This is a genomic window from Spirosoma aureum (genome assembly GCF_011604685.1).
Classification (GTDB): Bacteria; Bacteroidota; Bacteroidia; order Cytophagales; family Spirosomataceae; genus Spirosoma; species Spirosoma aureum.
This window is the reverse complement of sequence record NZ_CP050063.1, coordinates 6,679,573-6,700,523: the sequence shown is the minus strand read 5'-3', so window position 1 is coordinate 6,700,523 and position 20,951 is coordinate 6,679,573. Positions and strand designations below refer to the sequence as shown.

The 20,951-nt window shown below is 48.4% G+C and carries 7 protein-coding genes; 1 reads left to right on the top strand and 6 read right to left on the bottom strand.

Features of this window, described 5'->3' with window-relative positions; all coding sequences use genetic code 11:
- Nucleotides 1-57: 57 nt before the first annotated feature.
- The 6 genes from G8759_RS26620 to rbsK form a co-directional block, all read right to left on the bottom strand.
- Nucleotides 58-699, bottom strand: a complete 642-nt coding sequence (locus G8759_RS26620; RefSeq protein WP_167215222.1) for a porin family protein — start codon at nt 697-699, stop codon at nt 58-60.
- Between the two features lie 295 nt (nt 700-994).
- Complete coding sequence (locus G8759_RS26615) at nt 995-1,480, bottom strand: hypothetical protein (RefSeq protein WP_167215219.1); 486 nt, start codon at nt 1,478-1,480, stop codon at nt 995-997.
- Between the two features lie 7 nt (nt 1,481-1,487).
- Nucleotides 1,488-13,529 (bottom strand): DUF6443 domain-containing protein, encoded by a 12,042-nt coding sequence (locus tag G8759_RS26610; RefSeq protein ID WP_167215216.1) that lies wholly within the window; start codon nt 13,527-13,529, stop codon nt 1,488-1,490.
- Nucleotides 13,530-15,174: 1,645 nt separating this feature from the next.
- Entirely contained in the window at nt 15,175-16,413 is a 1,239-nt protein-coding gene (locus G8759_RS26605; RefSeq protein WP_167215213.1) for a hypothetical protein, read from the bottom strand.
- 185 nt (nt 16,414-16,598) lie between these two features.
- Nucleotides 16,599-18,155 (bottom strand): ADP-ribosylglycohydrolase family protein, encoded by a 1,557-nt coding sequence (locus G8759_RS26600; RefSeq protein WP_167215210.1) that lies wholly within the window; start codon nt 18,153-18,155, stop codon nt 16,599-16,601.
- A 119-nt stretch (nt 18,156-18,274) separates the two neighbouring features.
- Nucleotides 18,275-19,210: a ribokinase gene (rbsK, locus tag G8759_RS26595; RefSeq protein ID WP_167215207.1), complete on the bottom strand. Its 936-nt coding sequence runs from the start codon at nt 19,208-19,210 to the stop codon at nt 18,275-18,277.
- Between the two features lie 196 nt (nt 19,211-19,406).
- Here rbsK and G8759_RS26590 point away from each other — a divergent pair, with 196 nt between their 5' ends.
- Entirely contained in the window at nt 19,407-20,918 is a 1,512-nt protein-coding gene (locus tag G8759_RS26590; protein WP_167215204.1) for a hypothetical protein, read from the top strand.
- Nucleotides 20,919-20,951 lie beyond the last annotated feature (33 nt).

Genomic DNA, 20,951 nt, shown 5'->3' with positions numbered 1-20,951 from the left:
GGGATTGGTTATGGTGTTCTACGGTGGATGACCACTGAACCGGACAGGTAAACCTGCTTATCGACCAAGCTGGTACTGTACCGACAACTGCAGTGAGCGATTCTGAATCTTTTTATAGCCTGGAGGCTCATGATTTAACATATTGCCGAAGCCATATTCATAACGAAGATCAGTACTCCAACGATTATTCAGCTGATACGATAGCCCAGCCATTGCCGAAATATCCCAACTGGAGATATAGAGAAGGCTCCGCAATAAATCAAACGTGATGGTTTTTGTAAGCATGTAATTGACAGCAGGGCCAGCCTTGATACTAAGCTTTGGCACTAGCTGATAGCATAATAGAACGGGTAGCGTCAGACCCAACGTTCGTTCCTGGTGTGACTTGTCTTCGTCATTCAATATGTAATTAAATGAACGGCCTTTGGTGGCAAAATACAACTCGGTGGCCACTGCCATCTTTTTTGATAGCGTGAACTGGTGCCACACGCCAATTTGCAGGCCCGGAACGTTAGAGTTAAACAACCGATAGCTGTAAACCGGGTAACTTTGCCCGTTACCACCCTCTGCCCAACGGGAGAGGTTAAGCCCCGCTTTGAGGCCCGTTTGATGAGTGATGGTGCTTGCCTTCTGCGCAACAGCGTATTGTTGGACCAGCCAGAAAGTAGTGAATAAGGTAAAAAAATAAAACTTTTTCATTGGATATATCGGTGGGTAAAAAGTATTTTAAATTAAGCTGTATTGGCAGGTAATCAACTACTATTAACTCGTATTATCCATCTGGTCTTTCGGTAAATTTGGGTAAACTGTCTCGGTTTTATCGAAGCTAATAAATGCTTTTTCCTTCCCAGAATTTGCATCCTTGAAACGACGGTTACCGGTTTCGAAGGAGAACTTTTTATTAGCCAATTCAGGTGTTTTTTGGTTGCTATACATTGATAATCAAATCCAGTGCCATTATATACTGAAAATTCAATATAATCCGATCATTAATCTATGCTGCCTTATGTTCGCCAATGATTTTCACGACGGCAATGCTAAAGGAATTTCCACAAATTGGGCATCGTAATAAGTGCCTCTGTGTTTTTTTTTTCAATAACAAACCTGGTGCTCCAACATAATCACCTCTCGATATAGCTAATGATTCCCATATATGATTACAGTTGAAGCATATTGTATTGACAGGATAAACATGAATGGAATTGACAAATTGTGCATCAGAATAAGTTCCAGCTAATACGCCAGCATCAAGCTGAAGTAAGTCAGTGGAATCATCCCAAAACAAAATATCAACAACCCAAAACCCTTTGCTGAGCCTAGTAAGAACAATGCGTGTATCTGGACCACTCCGCAAGGCTGTAATAAGTTCACGGCGATCCAGAAAATAATCTTCCACAACATCCCCCTCAAATTCGATTGGAATCTCATCTCTCGACAAGAGATAGCCATAATCCACATTTTCTGCTTTTATTTTTTTCATACATCTTTTATTTGCGAATAACTTTAGCTCGTACTCCATGTTTAATCAGATACTCTCCTTCATTCGCACCAGGTAATGTCTGCTTTAAAGCCTTCCAGCGTCCTACTGTCGTCCTGAACAACTTTCCTCCATTCATATACGATTTTGCTACACCTAAGTTATCAGTCCATGATGTCATACTACGTGGCCCGAATACATCAATTTCTTGCGAGAAAGCCGAATGGGCCTGTACATAAGATGATTCTTCGCCCCACCAGGTAGCTACTTGACGTGCATGAGCAGCACGAGACGCATTCATACCTGCATTAATGGCCTCTATCCTCTGTGATATGTATGAAGATTCAACATAAGCATTTGTTGCAGCATCACTCATAATCATTCCTGTTTCATTGAATGCCCTCAGTTCACTGACTGTACTTGTACCTCTATATAAAGTGATAGTGGATCCTTTCCAAATGTAGCTTCCTACTTTAGCTATTGCCTGACCTGTCAACTCTTGAGCTACCCCAGCACCAGCACCATACATCGCAAAGAACGCTCCACCTCTACTCCCCATGTTAGTTGGATCAGCCATGATTTCTGCTGCCAACTTGTTCTGATTATACGTCCTTTTGCCAAGGCTCCGCTGCTGGGGTGATGATCTATTAGCCCCTATATAAGTCTCCGACATCGTCACCTTTCCAGACGAAGAGCTAATTGTAGGCGTTTGGATACTACCAGCTAATAGGGGTCTGGCTACACTCAACGCAGAGGGGAGCATGGTTAATCCTCTCCCTACTATACCAGGTCCGCTTTTTGCTGTTACATTGACAAAAACATTAAGGGTACCTCCATTTATTGGTCCTTCTCCAAATAGTCCAGTCGGATCGTTAAAACCAGCCGGACTATTAAAGCCAAACATATATGGGTTAATGCCCGGCAACACTCCTGCTAACCCATCTGCCCCGCCAAATCGCCCGATTGTGGGGTCATACTGGCGGAAATCTGTGTCATACTGAAAACTGCCATCGGGGCCAAATGCTTTTTCACTACCGCGGTTAAACTGCCACCAGTCCAGACCACTACTGGGCTGGGTTTCAATATCGGCTAAGTTGAGGCCCCATGGGTCGTAGTGGTTTTCCTGCACCACCGTGCGCTGGTCTTCAATGCCCTTTGTGGGTACCAACTTGCCAGTCTCATCAAACTTCTCTCCGCAATGGCAGGCCGAGCGCAGGTTGCCTAAATGGTCGGTCTGCTGATACTCGTATCTATACTCAACAGAGACTGTATCGGTAACTGGTGGTAAAGCGCGCCCTTCAGCAGTCGGAATAAAACTGATCGCCTGATCGGTATATACAACACCAGACGAATAGTCAATTTGTTTCTGACTGTACTGTTCGGCCTGGATTGGTCCGGCTTGTTCACTTGGTAGGTACGCCCCCTGTTTTTGCAGTTTGTCACCTCCGCTCGTATAAAGGTAATATATTTTGGTTTGATTACCGAACGTAATCGTTTCGGGTAAGCCCAGCACGTTGTAATCAATACTACGGATGTCGCGGTTCAGGTCGCGGATGAGATTACCCGCAGCGTCGTAGGCATAATCGTCGGCGTCCGTAAAGTCAGTGCGGTTCCCATCGTCGGCAGTTTGATTCCGGTCGTTAAAGTAGTGGGCTTTTTTAGGATTTGTTGGGGTCGCCACTCCTGCATCCTGCACGTTCCTAAGCTGGTTCGAGTTAGGCGCGTAGGTATAGCTCAGGTTATCTTCATTCGGGCTATCGCCCAGCGAAGGCGTACTTACCCGGCGGACCATACTCAACAAGTTGCCATTGAGGTCATAATTAATGCCACTAACCGAGAAGTTTTCACTGGCTCCCGTGTAATTAGCACCCTTAAGCCGTCCTATAGGATCATAACTATATTCGTAGCGTCGTTTGGCAGGTAAGGTAGCCCCGGTCCGCAGGTGCGGTACACTACCCCATACCTGAGCAGAGACGTTATCGTCAATGGTATATTCCAGCTTCATCCCGAAGAACTGCTTATTCGCCTTTAGCTGTACCGGGTCCGATGAATTAATGCTCGTCAACCGTCCGCGAATGTCAGTCTGGTAGGTAATCACCTGCATTTTACAGCCCTGCCATTTTTCGGTTACCTCACCCAGTTCGTTGTATGTAAACCGCCCGACCGGTTCCTTTTTACCATCGTTGATACGCTGGCAGGTCATTTTGAGTCGGTTACCCCGATCATAGGTGTTGCGTGTCCATACATGGGTTGTCTTGTTGAAGGCATTCGTTGTCAGCTTGGTCTCTAAAGTGCGTCCAGCAAAGTCGAGCCGTACTGATGAGAGGTCCTCACCGCCCAGATGGTTCTCCTGCCGTGTTTGGACCACCCGGCCATATTGGTCATAGTAGTACGTTGTCAACAGGTCGGTTTTGGCTGTTGCAGCCGCGCCCGATGCTTTCAAAATAGTTTCTTTGGTACCGGTCAACTTGCCAATCAGGGTGATGGGTCCACTTTCGGTTGCCAGTGTACCTAATCCAAACTCAGTAGGCTGATCGGGTGACTTTTTGCCAGTAAAGGCATAGTCATCGTAATAGTTTTTGCTTAACTCCGTAACCCCGCTGGTTGGATAGGCAGCATCGCCAAATTCGGGAACTGGTGAGAAACTGTTCGTTACGGCGGCTTGCTCTACGTCTCGGCTGTTAGCACTGGCATACACGCCTTTGCTAATTATACGGCCCACTTCATCGTACTTGGAATACATCCATTGGCTTTTACTACGGTGCATCCCATTCCGATACAGCACTACCTGATCGTGTAGGTTATAAACCATCTCTTCAAGGGCTGCATCTGGCGTTTTCTTTTCAACAACCCGCCCGCGAGCGTCATAAACGTACCAGAAGATCTGGTCTTTAACCGTGGCTGTGCTGGTGAAATCTACTGATCCATCAGCCTGGCTTTCCAGCTTTTGAGCGGCTTTGGGTGGGAACGTAAAGCGTAGTCGACCGAAGTCATCATAGGCATAGTAAGTCGTCAGCACTTCCGCCCCGCTATATACTTTTTTGCAGATAGTCTGGCCAAATAGGTCGGTAAACTCCTCTACCTTATTATTTGTCGCATCTTTAGTTTCGTTGACAAATAACTGATTAGCAGCATAGCGAGATAAAGTCCAGTTGTTGCCGCTGTAGGCACTGGTTAGCTGGGGTATATTTGTTTCGGTATTGTGTCGGTAAGCCTCTTTAATTACTCCGGTTTTGTTTGCATCAGCACCATTGGGCTGCCAGGCTGCTCCAATGGATCCCTGCTGAGTAAGCCGTTGCAGCGGAGACTGTTCCAATAGCGTTGTTGAGAAAGCCGCTCCGTCTCCCTTCAGGCCCTGATAGAAGCTGGATTGAATACTGACGGCATTAGCCTTAAAGCCTCCTCCTGCTGCATCGGTATAAGGCAGATAGTTTTTGATAGCTCGACCAAATCCATCGTACTCGATAGGTAGCACTATATCTTTTCCAGAAGGACTGGCACTGGTTTGATTGATCTGTATCGGTCTGCCAAATCCATCTAAATAAGTGATCTGTTGCCTAATTTCCGTAGTTCCACCAATTGATGGTGTTGGAGCCAGATAGGTATTTTCTACGATGTTGGCATAATCAGTTCCCGTATTATCGGGGCCGACTGAAATAGTTTCAGATTGCCATTCTGGAGCATCACAGTCCTGACAACTACAGGAATCTGGGATTATTTTTACTAACAGACTGGCACTGATCGTACAACCACTGGGTATGGTAGCCACTACTGTATAAGAGCCAGCCATAGCTGTAGTAGCTTTAGGAACTGTTACCTTTTGGCCTGTACCGGTATAACTGTTCGGACCCGTCCAGTCGTAAACAATTGGCCCAGCCACAGTAGATGACATAGCCGCTGTCAATGTCAGACTTTCACCCTCCCGGTAAATAGCTTGTGGAGAGCTGACTGACAGGCTAGGGGCACCCGTCAGTACTACACTAACCGAACCACTGGTCGTGCAGAAACCCTGCGTAGCCGTCACGGAATAAGTGGCTACACTCGATCCCGATGTTGCTACGGTCGATATGCCCGTTGTTGAGGTATAAGTAGTCGAAACGCCGGCGCTGGTCGTGGCAGATGCCGGAACTGTTGTGAAACTCTGACCACTTTGTGTGAAGGACATCAGACTGTCAGGGCCCGGACCACTCCATGCATATGTAATAGTACCCGCCGTAGCGCTTACTGGCCCACTTGGTGCCACTGACAAGCTAACCGGGCTTCCGCACGAAAGCGATGTTGGTGTAGCACTGCCCACCAGTGAAAACGAACAGGGAAGAATTCCTACCGAGATTCCCACACTGGTTGTACAGGTCGGATTACTACTCCGACTTACTACATAGGTCGTGCTTTTAGCGGGTGTAACAGCAATGGTGTTTCCCGTGAAGGTTTGTCCACCAGGCAATGCTGTCCAGCTCACCACATCCGTTTGGATAGCAGTCGCGGTATTGATGCCTGTTACCAGCTTATAACTATCGGACGATCCTCCCAATGCCGCCGAAAGCGCAGCTGTGCCGGTTGTCTGAGTTTTGTTATCGGCAATCGACTCGAATTGCCAGTAGGAGAGTAATCCTGCTTCCTGACCCGTCAACAGTCGTTTGTAATCGCGGGCGATGTCGGTCGTTGAGCGAGCGGTGTTCCAGAGTCGTACTTCATCGACAGCTCCCCAGTAGCGACCATATTCCCCATCGGGAACCCCTGTGATGTAGTTATAGGGGTAAATAATCTTGTTCTGAGGGGGACTCATGTTGCTCACCTTAGCTATGCCATCGATAAGCAGAGTAGCCACATTATTCTGGAAGACAACAGCCACATGGGTCCAGTCCGTGATGGGCGTACGGTAGTCAAGAATCTGCTGAAGATAATTGGCGGTGTGTCCCACTAGCCGAATACCATCTTTACCTGCGGCTATACCTAGTCCGGCATAAGTTGAGGAGTAGACAGAGCCATCATAGCGGGGATACAGCACATAGCGTTCGTTGGTGTTATCGCCCGAGAGATTAACGTCGGGTTTGATCCAGGCTTCCCAGGTAAACGTTCCGGTCAGGCTTTGCGGTTGGCTGGAAGGCGTAAAAGTAAGCCCCTGATTCGTATAGAGGGCATTACTGCTATTAAAGGGCGTACCTTCGATCCACAATGAAACGGGACTACCAGCTACAATACTATATGAGTTGGCCACAGCTGTCAGATTACACGGCGCCTGAACGACGCTTATCGCTATGGGTACTGAGCAGGCCAGGTCTGACCGGGTCACGGTATACGTTGTACTTTGGGTCGGCGAAACAGAGATAGTATTGCCCGTAAAGGTCTGACTACCGGGCATGGCTGTCCAGGTAACGACACTCGTCTGAGCGGTAAGGTCTGTGTTGACGCCCGGAACCAACGCATGTGTTTCTGGATTGCCTCCTACTGTCGCCGATAAGCCAGAGTTGCCTGTGGCCGGGGTGACACCTGCCTCATCAACGAATTCAAAACGCCAGTAGGCAAGTAATCCTGTTTCCTGCCCACCCAGGACCTGTTTGTAGTCGCGGGCTATCTCGGTCGTTGAACGAGCCGTATTCCACAACCGAACTTCATCGACCGCACCTTTGTAGCGACCAAAATCTCTGGACCAGGGCAAACCGGTGACATAGTTGGAAGGGTACATGATCTTACCCTGAGGAGGAGTCACATTACTGGCTTTAACCTGTCCATTGATCAACAGAGTTGCTACATTATCCTGAAACACAACGGCAATGTGGGTCCAGTCCGTGATGGATATACGGTAATCGAGAATCTGCTGAAGGTAGTTGGCTGTGTGCCCAACCAGACGAATCCCATCTTTCCCGGTGGCAATACCCAGGCCGGCATAAGCTGATGAGTAATTGGCTCCATCAAACCAGGGGTAGAGTACGTAGTTTTCGTTGGTGTTATCGCCCGAGAGGTTGTTGTCGGGTTTAACCCAGGCTTCCCAGGTAAATGTATTGGTAAGCCCCTGTGGTTGACTGGAAGGGCTGAAGGTAGCCCCTTCATTGGTCCAGAGGGCATTGCCGTTGTTGAAAGGAGTTCCTTCTACCCACAATGAGACAGGGCTGCCCGAAGTAGTGCTATACGAACTGGCCCTGGCAGACAAGGCGTCGATACGAATCGATTTTGTAACAAGTCCACAACTAGTCGTTGGCTCTGGAACGTCCTGATTGACTCCCCGCACTGATAAACGGTACTGACCAACCGGTAGATTAGTTAGTGTTGCGGTGCTACTGCTCCACGGGCTAACGACCGAATACGAGTCAGGAGTCTGTTGACTTTCGAGCTGATACTGAACAACGAGCTGATTCGGTTGGCTAAGCGTAGTGCTGACTACGATGCTTCCGATAGCTGTCGTACTGCTTGACGTGCAAATGACCAGTGGTTCACCAATGGTTAGCGAACCGATAGTCGTTAGACTAACTGATGCCGGTAAACTGACGCAGTAAGTAGACTGCTCGCAGGTTGCGCTATAGCTTTGATTGCTGGTAAGCGCCGGAGTAATCAATACCGGTCCACTATCATTGGTAGACCAGCGGACAGTACCCGCCGAACAAGTGGCAGTTAAGGTAACACTTGTTCCTGAGCAAACCTGTGTACCTGAAGTCATTAGCGTAGGCGCCGTTGGGAGCGCATTAATAGTTAACACAGTTGGACTAACTTCGCCTTCAGTTAGTGGATTACTACTGATAACCCGAATCCGATAGCCATTGCCTGGTGGGACACTGGCTGGGAGCGTTGCGCTAATAGGGCTACTAGTGTCGCTGCCTGGTGTGGTTTCGCCGATGGATAGGGGTGAACTAAAGCTGCCACTACTATCTGATAACTGGGCAGTAAATTTATTTCCTGCATCAAAATCACCGGTTGTAGAGAACGGTATACTCAGAATAGATTCAGCGCACACAATGCTGGGAGTGATAGTCTGAGTCTGAATAACAGGGCCGTTTACCGTAATAATTACCTCTGTTGACGGCGAGCAACCCCCTTCAGCATAACTGGCTACGACCGTATAAGAACCGCTCATGTTGGTATTGGCACCAAAAATGCGCAAGTGGGCACCAGTCGACGTGAAGCCGGCTGGGCCATACCAGATGTAGCTTGTAGCATCAGCCGCTGTTGCGGTTAAGGATATTGTCTGGCCGGTCGTATAACTCCGTATGCCGCTCACCGTTGGGCCAGGACGAACCATAATCTGAACCTGATTGGAATTACTACTTTCAGCACAGTCTAGTTGACAGATTGCATAATAGGTGGTTGTAGTTGCTGGATTGAAGGTGATTGATGATCCGGTCATACCATTCGACCATTTGATCGTAGTTCCGCTTTCGCAGCCATTAGCCGAAAGGGTGACGGATTCACCACTGCAAATTGCTAGTGTTGAGGTAGCAACAGTTGGGGCCTGTAGATTTAGAAAATGAACGGTCACTGCGGCCGTATCGCTTTGGCAATTTGCTGCATTGGTGCAACGAGCCCCAAAGGTTGTTGTCTGACTTACATGTACGACTACTGCTGGTCCTGTCGATGTACCCGATGACAACTCCCATTTTACCATATCTGAGCAGCCACTGGCTGTCAGCGTAACACTGCGGGCTGTTGATATGGCACCACAGGACGCTGTGACCACTACTGGTTTTGCCGGTGTGGGTATGATCTGATAGAATAGAGTTATTGAGTCGCCGGTACAATCAATATCCGAATCATACTGGTTATTCCCGTTCGTGTCAACATAGGGAGTGAATGACTCTATGATTGTTCCCTCTATTCCAGTAGTATCTACTGTATAGGGGCCGTGACGTTGATTGAAGATCGATGCCGCCGTGGCAGCATCAAGATCATTCATTGGCCTGGTTGTAGGTAAACCTGCCACGCCATTCGACATGAAATGTTCTATGAGCCGGACGTTTGACGAAGGCCAACTGAGGTCACTTAATGTCAGATAGTCTCCTGAACAGATGATAGCTGTCATATTAGCTGGCCCATTAGTCGTGGAAGCGGCTACAGGAATGAGGTTTGACCCAGCGGCCGAGAATCCAAAAACAGGTCTTTGAATAACTACAACAGTGACCGTCGCCGATGGTGATAAGCACCCCTCTGCATTACAAGTGGCAGTGTAGCTAATCGTTGCCGTTAAATTGCCAGTAATAAGTACATTACCTGTGCCTCCGTTCGACCAGACAACTTCGCCAGCGGTACAGCCAGCTGTTAAGGTGGCGGATTGTCCAGCACAAATAGTAGTGGAAGTAGGCGTTAAAGTAGGTGCATCTGCTCCGAAGAACAACGGATGAGAGGAGAACTCCCAGTTACCGGTTGTATCGGTTACACGCACCTCATGCCGTCCCTGTTCGAAAACTGTTGGAACTGCCCAGTTAAATTCAAACTTGTCGTATGTACCCGTTGCGCCGTGTACCTGATTTATATAAGCCCTAACATCTGGGCGGGGGCCATCAGCCCAAACTGTTGCCTGAAGAACGCCATCAATATAAATTCTTACTTTTTGCGACTGTTCGTCATTATTCACATCCACTAGCCAGCCCCGGATTCGTGTACAGGTTGTTTCATCGACAGTACCTGTCAAGGCACTTGGTTCCTGACAACTTACCGTGATTTGAGTTGTTGCCTGTACCGTGTTAGAACAGCCAGATTTGCCTAATGTAAGCGTGTATTCATACGTCCCGGTCGTAGCTGGAGCAGTTAGTGTTAAACTGGACCCAGCTTGTTCGGTTACTCCCTGCCCCAACCATGTGTAAATGACGTTTCCGCAGTCAATTCCCTGACAATCCCCTGACAAGGTTATTGGTTGACCACAGCTAATTGACTGTGGTGATGCCGAGGCTGTAGCCGTGAGGCTACAGGTTGTTTCTGTACAGGTATCGATGGTGACCCAGGTCTGGGTGTAATCGCAACTCAGGCCGGAGGAGCCGTAACAGAAGGCGGTATAAGTCCCTGCTTGGTCGATTTGTCGGCTGTCATACCCATTTAAGTTGGGGGTATTGTAGGGGCTATCGGCCCAGGCGATGGCGCCCGTGCAGCCGGTCAGGGTCAGCATGACGCTGCCGTTGCAGAGCGTATAGCTGGAAGGGGTGATAGTGATGGGGCTGGCCTTAGGGTCGCTGTTCCGCCACTCATCAGTATAGGTGGGACAATCGAGGTTAGTATTCGTCCATTTTCGTTGGAGTTGTCCCTCTTCACAACGGTAGTCGGAAGTTACCTCCCAAGTGGGGGTACACCCACAGGAAACATTGAGTTGAGCGGTCGCGGTGGCTACATGGGCGCACCCGAGTTTACTAATCGAGAAGGTATAGACGAAAGTCCCGGCCGTATTGGGCGTCAGGGTTAGGTCGGCATTGGTTTCTCCATTGAGGTTGGGACCCTCCCACTGGTGGGACACTCCCCCGCACTCCCCGCTGCAGACTCCCTGCAAAATGGTGGTGGTGTTACAGAGAATGGAGGAATTGGCCGGGTTTACTGAGGCTGAGAAGGCACAGGAATCAGAGGTTGGGGTACAGTTAGATCCATTGGTTATGGTAATAGATTGTGTGGTTGTGTTGCAGGAGCCGATGCAGCCAGCGGTGTAAATGCCTGCACTGACCTGTCTGGGATTGGTGGTAGACGCATCCTCAACCCAGTAAAAATAACCGTTGCAGTTGCTCGCTTGTAGCGTGGCGGTCTCAGTTCCACACAAATCTGTTTTGTTGGCACCCACACGTACCTGCGTTATAGGTCCACTCAATATACTCCCTGGCCGCTCATCTCCATAGGTTGGCGAGCATGGTTTATTATCCCGTTCATACCAGCGGTAGTTATTTAGTGTATCACATTCTTTATAGTGGTTTTCCCAGAGAGGGGTACAATCCTCACAGCTAACCTCGACTGATGTAGTTGTACTTTGGTTATCGCAGCCTGCTTTAGCCATAGTCAGGGTGTAGATGTAAGTACCTGATGCGCCAGGTGTGGTGATCGTGTTGTTAACATTTGATCCCGAGATACCATTTCCCGACCAGCTATAGGTAACTCCGTTACAACCAGCACCTGAACAACTTCCGGTTAGGGTGATGGAGGAGTTACAGAGGGCCGTAGCGGGAGTAGATGCGCCTGAGGTAAAATCGCAGGGATTGGCAGGAGAAGTACAGCTAATGGTAATAGCGACTGAAGTAGCATCTTCGGCCTCGTTGGGGCAGTTGTCTTTAGTCAGCCCAAGCTCATAGTAGAGGGGTTGGTTGGCATTGGGGGCTGTTAAGGTGAGACTGGCCTGTCCCGTAAGGTCGGTCCATCCGGTGGTCGACCACCTGTAGACGACTCCGTCACAGCCGGTACCCTGACAGCCTCCTATGAGGGTGATGGGCTGACCACAAGTAACGGTTTGGGGAGTTGCCGATGCCGTTGGCGCGAAGTCACAGGGGTTGGCGGGTGGCGTACAACTGACATCGAGTTGAGCGGTCGTGGTGGCTACATTATCGCACCCGAGTTTACTAACTGAGAACGTATAGACGAAGATTCCGGCCGTGTTGGGTGTCAGCGTGAGGTCAGCATTGGTTTCTCCATTGAGATTGGGTCCATTCCAGTTGTAGTAGACTCCCGCACATTCTCCTGTGCAGACTCCCTGAAAAGTAGTTGTATTGGAGCACAGGACGGTAGATCGGGCCGGGGATACTGAGGCTGAGAAGGCACAGGGGCCGTTTGTGGGAGTACAGCTATCGATGTTGATCGAGGTTTGGGTGTAATCGCAACTCAGGCCGGAGGAGCCGTAACAGAAGGCGGTATAAGTCCCTGCTTGGTCGATTTGTCGGCTGTCATACCCATTTAAGTTGGGGGTATTGTAGGGGCTATCGGCCCAGGCGATGGCGCCCGTGCAGCCGGTCAGGGTCAGCATGACGCTGCCGTTGCAGAGCGAATAGCTGGAGGGAGTGATGGTAATAGGGTTGGCCGTGGAACGGATGGCTAGCCACTGCTCCTGGTACTGGCCACAGTTGGTGGCAGTTTGTTTCTGCTGAAGCTGATTGTCGGTGCACTGGTAAGTATTGGTCGTTTCCCAGAGGGGGCTACAATCACCACAGGTAACATCCACTGCTGCGGTCGCGGTGTGATTGGATTGGTTGGGGCAATCGGGCTTCGATAAGGTAAGCTCGTAGTAAATGGTCTGGTTGAGTTGGGGGGCTGTGACGTGGATGGTGCTTTGGCCGTTGGGGTCTCTCCAGTCTGTGGTTGTCCATTGGTAGCTGACATCTGCACAACCAGTCCCCTGACAGCCGCCCGACAGGGTGATTGATTGGCCACAACTAACAGACTGCGGGGATGCTGAAGCGGTAGGGGCGAAGTCGCAGGGATTAGAGGTTGGGGTACAGTTAGATCCATTGGTTATGGTAATAGATTGTGTGGTTGTGTTGCAGGAGCCGATGCAGCCAGCGGTGTAAATGCCTGCACTGACTTGCCTGGGATTGGTGGTAGACGCATCCTCAACCCAGTAAAAATAACCGTTGCAGTTGCTCGCTTGTAGCGTGGCGGTCTCAGTTCCACACAAATCTGTTTTATTGGCACCCACACGTACCTGCGTTATAGGTCCACTCAATATACTCCCTGGCCGCTCATCTCCATAGGTTGGCGAGCATAGTTTATTATCCCGTTCATACCAGCGGTAGTTATTTAGTGTATCACATTCTTTATAGTGGTTTTCCCAGAGAGGGGTACAATCCTCACAGCTAACCTCGACTGATGTAGTTGTACTTTGGTTATCGCAGCCTGCTTTAGCCATAGTCAGGGTGTAGATGTAAGTACCTGGAGTGGAGGGCGTAGTTCCAGTCCCATCGGCATTGATGCCATTGCCCGACCAACTGGTGGTGATACCCGTACAGTCGCTACCGGAGCAGCTACTGGTGAGGGTAATTGGAGTACTGCAATTTGCTGTGGCGGGAGTCGATGCGGTCGGAGTAAAGTTGCAAGTGGTAGAATCCGCTGAGCCGGCTGAACACTCATTGCCGGTAATGGTTCTCTGGTTATTGCTAGGATTCATTGAGCCACACGAGCAATAAAATTGATATGTGCCTAAGCTTGGATTATGTATATCTCCAATGTTATCATAAGAAGGGTCATAAGAGCCATTTATATACCATTTTATGAAGATAGAAATTCCGTCAGGATAGCAGTTATCGGCAGATATGATACTTGTTCCTCCATCACAGCGTAAGCCTACGCTCAAATTTGGATCATAGCAGCTTTCGTCATTGTCAGTTGATAGAGACGCGTTTTGAAGAATACTTTTCAGGTGTTTTTTTTGCTTATACCAATAGGGAATTCTTATAGTACAGGTTTTATCAAGAGTATCGCGTATAAAAATGAATCCTGTTGTATTGGATATAGAGAATAGATTGTTTTTTTGGAAATTAATACTATCTAAACTATACTCATATCGTGTGGAATCTTTGATTTTTACGATAATTGAGTTGGTCTCACTAGACCGAAGCCTCTTGGAATTAGTCTTCTTTGTTTGATAAATAATTCCTATCGGCTGGGATTGTAGGACGCAGCCAGTAGCGGTTTTAGCTTTTGCTAAACTAACGGGAGTATTAGGTACGACTTTTATGTAGAGTTGTTGTTTCTTTTCAAACAAATCAGAGCTGCCCGCATCTTTCACTCCACGTAATAAAATAAACGGCTCATTGATAGGTTCTGAGAAATGTCCTTTTATAGTATACTCCTCTTTTTTACTTCTATCAACTGACAATGATCCAGTAAGATAATCATAATAGTTGCCGCCCGTCTGCTCAAACCCGTCTGGCATAAGCACCTTTAAGCTGAATGATCGCTGCGACTCAAAAAAGAACAGTTGATTAGGCAGGATCGGCGGTAATTCGGCAGTGATTGTTATCTCAAGCTCTTCGCCAATGCTCACACTCGTTTTATTGGCCCGCATCGAAAAGTGGATTGGGTCAGGTCCGGCTAGTTTCTGAATCGGAAGAGACGCTGACTTTAGTAAATGCCCAGTTATAGACAGGTTATGAGGTCCATCTGTAATAAGCTTAGCTGGTCCTGCTATTGATATCTGCGTCCCCTTATTCTCCATCGGTTTTCGGAAAACACGCTTAACGCTGGTGCGTAACGTTGGAGGACGAACAGGTAATTTAGCCGTAAGCGGAGGACGGCGCTTCAATTCATCTATAACGTGTATTGTAGAAAACAAAGAAACGCTGCATCCTAAAAGTGTGAACAGAAGTAAAAATTGTTTCATACGGCGGTAAGAAAAGCTGCTTATGCAGAGTTGCTTGACTGAATACGGGCAGAGTATCGTGGCTGTTAGTCATCTGATAGTCCCATCCAATAGGATCGAATACTAGATAAAACAGCTTTATTGAATCTCTAAGTAATCAATTAATGTGTCGAAGTATAATTTTATATATACAAATAGGATATAATATTATATATAAGCTTGTTTGTGTTTGAAAGTAGATCTGTAAGTTTCTTATAAATAGGTACTTAGCAATAAAGGTGGCTATAGTGTTATAGTCACCTTTATTGCTATTGATCGAATTGAAATTTTATATACTTTAGAAAATATTTGTGGTGATTATAAATATATAAAAATGGTATAATTGTTGATAAAATTCCTGAAAGCAAGCTACAATTACCACAAAAAAGAATCCATTTCGTGACTGTGGTAACTACCTGTCCAATAATTGCAAAAACATCTCGGCTGCGTGCCAGCTGTGTGGGAAGGCTAATTTTTGCTTAACAAAGCCTTTGTCCAGGACGGTTAAGCCGGGGTAGTGGGCCTGACTGGCTTTCTGCTCCCAACTGAGCGGATAATCAATTGAGCTGAGCATACCGCGCTTCTCCGGTTTTTCTGTCCGGCTGTAAAAATGATCTTCGGCCCAGATCAGGTACGGATAGTTATTGCTGGATTCCTCGTCGAACTTCTTGCCCGCAACATGTTCGGCTGTAAAATCCCACCAGAAAAGGGAAGAATAACTGTCATACTGTTTGGGTATGACATACGCATCGGAAAGGCCAAGCGATTTTAACCCGTATTTGAGCCATTTGGTCTGAAAAACAGGATGTTCCTCGCCATCGGTTATGCCGATGATAAAATTCTCCCGCTTAAATTGCTTGAGCGAATCCAGGGCCGATTGCACTGCCGGATGGGTTTGATCGGCAACGAGCGATACCAGAAACAGAACCTGGCCGGGATTGTCCGCTTCGGCAATGCCAGCGTTGTTGCGGTCGAATGGATCGCGGATAGACATGATCCAGTCACGAATGAGCCGCAGGTTCCCCGTTTCACGCAGGACCATGGCCATTAGTGCAGCATCGCGATACCACGGTTTTTGATAAACAAAGAGATTCGGAACGGGACGCCCGATCCCATCGGCACCGGTTACGACATTGATGAGTATTTCGTGGTGAAGCACCCGAAGAACGGTGCCAAATGTATGATCGGCAAAACGGGGTAAGTTCAGGACGCTTCGGGTTGCTCCGACGCGTCTGGGTTTAGGTATTTTAGCTACATTTCTGGCTTTGGCCGGGGGTGTTTGTAGTATCCAGACGCCAGTTTCATCTTCCCGAATCTGTACCGTAACACCTTCATCCAGAGTCAGGTGTACCAGGTATTCTGAAGGTACAATGATCTCATTTTTAACCAGCCATTGTTCTTCAATATGACCCGTCAATGCGTTAATGAGTCGTCCGTTTCGGTAAACGTATTTGGTTCTGTCGCCCATGCCAAACAGAAAGAATTTCAGATCTGGAAGGTCGCGATGATTCGTGTATTCCTGCCGAAGCCTTAGTAACGTGCTTCTGTACAATTGTAAAGCTGCTTCCGGATTGGGATAGAGTATCGGTGGTGGTATTGACTGTGCCCAGAGGGTAGGCGTAAGAAGCAGAAGCAGGAAAAGTTGTTTCATTTTTTCAGGTAGAGGATAAAAAAAAGCGCAGCTACCGGAGCTGCGCCTTTAGACCGGTTGCCCGGTAAATTTACTTACACATTGCTTAAGCAGTATCCTGTTATTGGGGTAATTTATTGATTCAGTAAATTAGGGTGATCTTCAATCACTTAAACACTGGTAATCCCAATAGGCTGCTTACTCAACTATAATTTGGACTTTACGGGCTGATCGTTATAGACCAGCAAGTCCGAAATATAAACAACGTGTTCCGGGTCTGGATTCAGGAGCTTAACCCGTACCGTATGTTTGCCTTTGGGTAACTGATATTTCCAGAACAGCTCATGGCGACGATGCGTAAAATCGACGGGAAGTTTTGCTGTTTCGATTTTCTTATCGTCGACATAGAGTTCGGCATTAAACGCGAAAGCGCTTTCATAACCCCAGCTGGATCGATTTTTAGGTTTGGCTTCTCCCTTTAACACAAAGCCAATTCCATCGAATTCCGCCGTATAGTCATTCTCCAGATTCTTACGGACGTGAGTGACCTGTACAGGATAGTGACCCGTAAAAGCTTGTTCGAGCCTGACCGCTTTGGGTGTCTGAACGGCAATGGTTACCTGATCGCCAGTAATTTTGCCGCCGTTTCGTTCAACCACCTGAAGGGCGTGTTTCATGCCCATGGCATACACATCGTTCAGCGACATGGTCGTGTATTTGAAGTCGATATCTTCAGCTTCTTTCAAGCCCTGTTTCCAGTAGGCTGGTATTTTATCGTAACCAAGCATTGTTCCCAGAATACCGCCCGCCGAAGCCGGGTTGCAATCCGAATCCTGGCCGGCGCGGGTGCTGATCTCCATCGTTTTGGTAAAATCACCTCCGCCATAAAGAAGACCAAGCACGATATAGGCCGAATTGATCTTCGCATCGATGTTGAATGCGCGAAATACCCCTTCCGGACAACCGATCTCATCCGACCATTTCTTCTGAATCTCGAACCAGTTGCGTTTCCAGTCAGTAGGATACTGGTCATGCCACTTGATTACGTCGGCGATGCACTGATAAAAGGTACTCTGGGGCGGAATTGTCTTTAAGGCTTCCCTGACAATGTACTTGACATCATTGGAGACAAAGGCGAGTGAATACATGGCACCTACATAAGCGCCACCATACCAGCCATCACCGTAATTCATGATATGGCCAATGGGATCTCCGATCTGAACCGCTGTATTTGGCATTCCGGGAGCCATCAACCCTGAAAAATCGGCCTCAATCTGGAAGTCGATGTCATCGGCATGCGGGTTGTTAAGCCAATGGCCTGACTCGGGCGCTTTCATGCCGTTCAGGATGTTATACCGACCAGCCTGGTTGGCATGCCAGAGCATATAGCTCGCCGTAGCATAGGCTTTGGCATGTTCATCGACGGGTGCATCGAGCCCCTTCTTTTCGAACACGTCTACGAACGTCAGGTCCATATAAATGTCGTCGTAGAGGCCTGGATTGTTAAGCATCGTATGCTTCATATAACCGTCATACCACGGAATGGGCTGATAGTCATTGAGTAATGTGCCATTAAACTGAAACTCGGTTGGCCCGCCAAAGGTGCAGCCAATCAGTTGACCCGCCCAGCCGCCTTTTATTTTATCCTGAATGGCACTTGTTGCCATCGTTACTGATTTCGGTGCTGTTTTCTGCGGCTTAGTCGGTGGAATAGCCGCCGACAATAAAGCCATAGCAATGCCTGATAAAAGTATTTTCTTCATGGTTAACAAAAAGGAATAGATGGTTAGAGTAGGTAGTAGGTAGTGGGCAGTCTTTAGTTCCCGGTTGGCAGTAGGAAATAAGCCGGATTGCACCGCCAAAACTGCTCATTGAAGACTGTCTACTGCCTACTGGGCACTGTAGACTCCATTTCATGTCGATAAGGCACCGATGCCTGAGCGCCCATTCGGGTAACCGAGAGCGATGCCGCTTTACAGGCAAAGGCTACCGCATCGGGTAAGGGCTTGCCTTCCGATAGCGCAACGGCAAGAGCCCCATTAAAACAATCACCGGCGGCCGTTGTATCGACGGCTTTTACGGGGGGCGCTTCAATTACCTGACCTTGTTGCTCATATAGATAGGCTCCTTTAGAGCCGAGCGTAATCACGACGTTTTTAACGCCCATATCACGTAATTTCCAAGCCGCCTGTTCGGCGGTGGCGGAGTCTGTTACACGAATACCGGTCAGTAATTCGGCTTCGGTTTCGTTGGGTGTAATCAGAAAAAGATGCGGAAACAGATCCGCCGGAAGTGGCTGGGCGGGCGCTGGGTTCAGAATGACCCGGCAACCGCGCCGGGCAGCTTCCCGAATGACGTACTCGACAGTTGGCAACGGAATTTCTAACTGGAGCAGCACCAATGCATCGGCCTCCGCAGCCTGTAAAGCCGCTTCGGTTTCGCCCGGTTGCAGGTTTGCGTTGGAACCGGGAGCGACAGTAATGCAATTTTCGCCGGAAGCGTCAACATTGATGAGCGCAACACCCGATGGGTAATCAGCGTCCGTTAATACGTAGGATGTATTAATACCTTCACGCTCGAAACCGCTGAGCGCCTGCCGCCCAAAAATATCGTTGCCGACTTTAGCCACAAATGTTACGGATTTTCCGGCCGATGAATCAACAAGACGGGCGGCTGCAACGGCCTGATTGGCCCCTTTGCCGCCCGGATTCATCAAAAACGTGCCACCAATGACGGTTTCGCCCGGCGCGGGTAATTTTTCGGCCTTGACGACCATATCGGTGTTGGAACTACCAACCACCAGAATCTGACTTGGCATTCGAAAGTAGTGTTAAGGGACAGGTACAAATTTATCCGGTAAAAGGTATATTGCAAGTCCAAGCCTAAACCCTTTTCAGACAAGGCTATTCCTGATCCGGTTTATTGAAAATAGGGTTTTTTGTAGCGACGTTTAGGCTGGTGGCCATTTTTCTGGTCGAAATACTTTGCATAACGGATAAGCCTACCCTAAACCTATGTTTTCAATTGACCAACTTCATACACTCGTTCAGACGCTTACGAAATCAGAAAAACGCTATTTCAAGCTCGTATGTAGTCTACAGGATGGCGATAAGGCCTATTTGCTTTTATTTGATCTCCTGGAGAGTCAGCTAGAGGGAGGAGGAGCTTTATATGAAGTGCTGGAAAAGAAATTCCCTGGCTCATCGATCGAACCCGTTCGGAAGCACCTTTACCGGGTATTGATGAAAGCGCTTCGACTCTATGAATGCGAGAAAACAACGGAGAACAAGCTCGCATCTCTGATGCAGGATGCCCGGATCTTATTTGCTAAAGGGCTTTCGGAGCTGGGCTTCGACCAGATCGAAAAAACGAAACGGCTGGCCATGCGCAACGAAAAACATCTCTATTACCTGATGGCTGCCCGGCTGGAATTACAACAGCTCGTCAGGATTCAATTTTCGGCAGTAGATGAGACGCTGTTGCTCCGTAAACAACAGCAGTGGCAAACGATCATGCAGCGCGAACAGACCAGCCACCAGCATTCGGCACTCTACGAAATTCTGCTGTGCCGGTATTGGAAAAATGGCCTGGTTCGTAACCTCGGCGAACAAACTCGGTTGAATGACCTCTTACTGGAAGAACATCAGATCGTGAGCCGTAGCCAGCAAAAAAACTCGTTCGAAGCACAGCGGCTCCACCTGCATTTTCAATCCGTCTATTTTCTGATGACCAATGATTCGGAGGGGAGCCTGAAGGCGTTTTATGATCTTCATAATCTATTTCAACGCCACCAGGACCTTTGGACCGACACGCCGATTTATTACATCCATCTGCTGGATGGTATCCTAACCGATCTGCGTGGTCTGCAACGATATACCGATATGGACTATTTTCTTGATCAACTGGCCGCGCTGACTATTTTGCCGGAGGGTGTTTCGTTACAGGCGCGATACCTGACGTTACTCCATCGGCTCGCTCGTCTCAATGATACGGGGCAAACAGAGGATGCGCTGCTTCTGATTCAATCGATCACTACCGTTCTTGAGCGCGAACTACCCGGTTTGCCCGCAAATGTGCAGGCGCTGGTTCGGTTAAGCATTGCCAGAACGTACCGTGATGCCGGGAAGCCGACAATGGCGCTTAAGCAGGTTAATGCCGTATTGAATGATAAGATGACCGCCGGGCGAACTACTGTGCAGAGTCAATTATGGTACAATCAGGCCAGGTTGCTGAACCTGATGGTTCATACGGATCTGGGAAACCTGGACTATCTGCGGTATGAACTTCGCTCTGTTGAGCGGAAATTAAAGGCCGACAAAAAGCTATATCGGGTTGAGCGGGCTATGCTGGCCTACCTGAAAGGGTATCTGAATGGAAAGCCTGACGATTCATTTATTCCAACCGTACAGCAACTGGTCGATGAACCTACCGAGCGACAGCTTGTACTGGCCTTGGGATTAACGCGATGGGCCGCCGAAAACTGCCGGAAGGCGGGTATTGAAACGCTCAGTCAGGCTGCTTCGTAGTGTACTCGTAGGTACTAGCCGGACGTTTAGCCT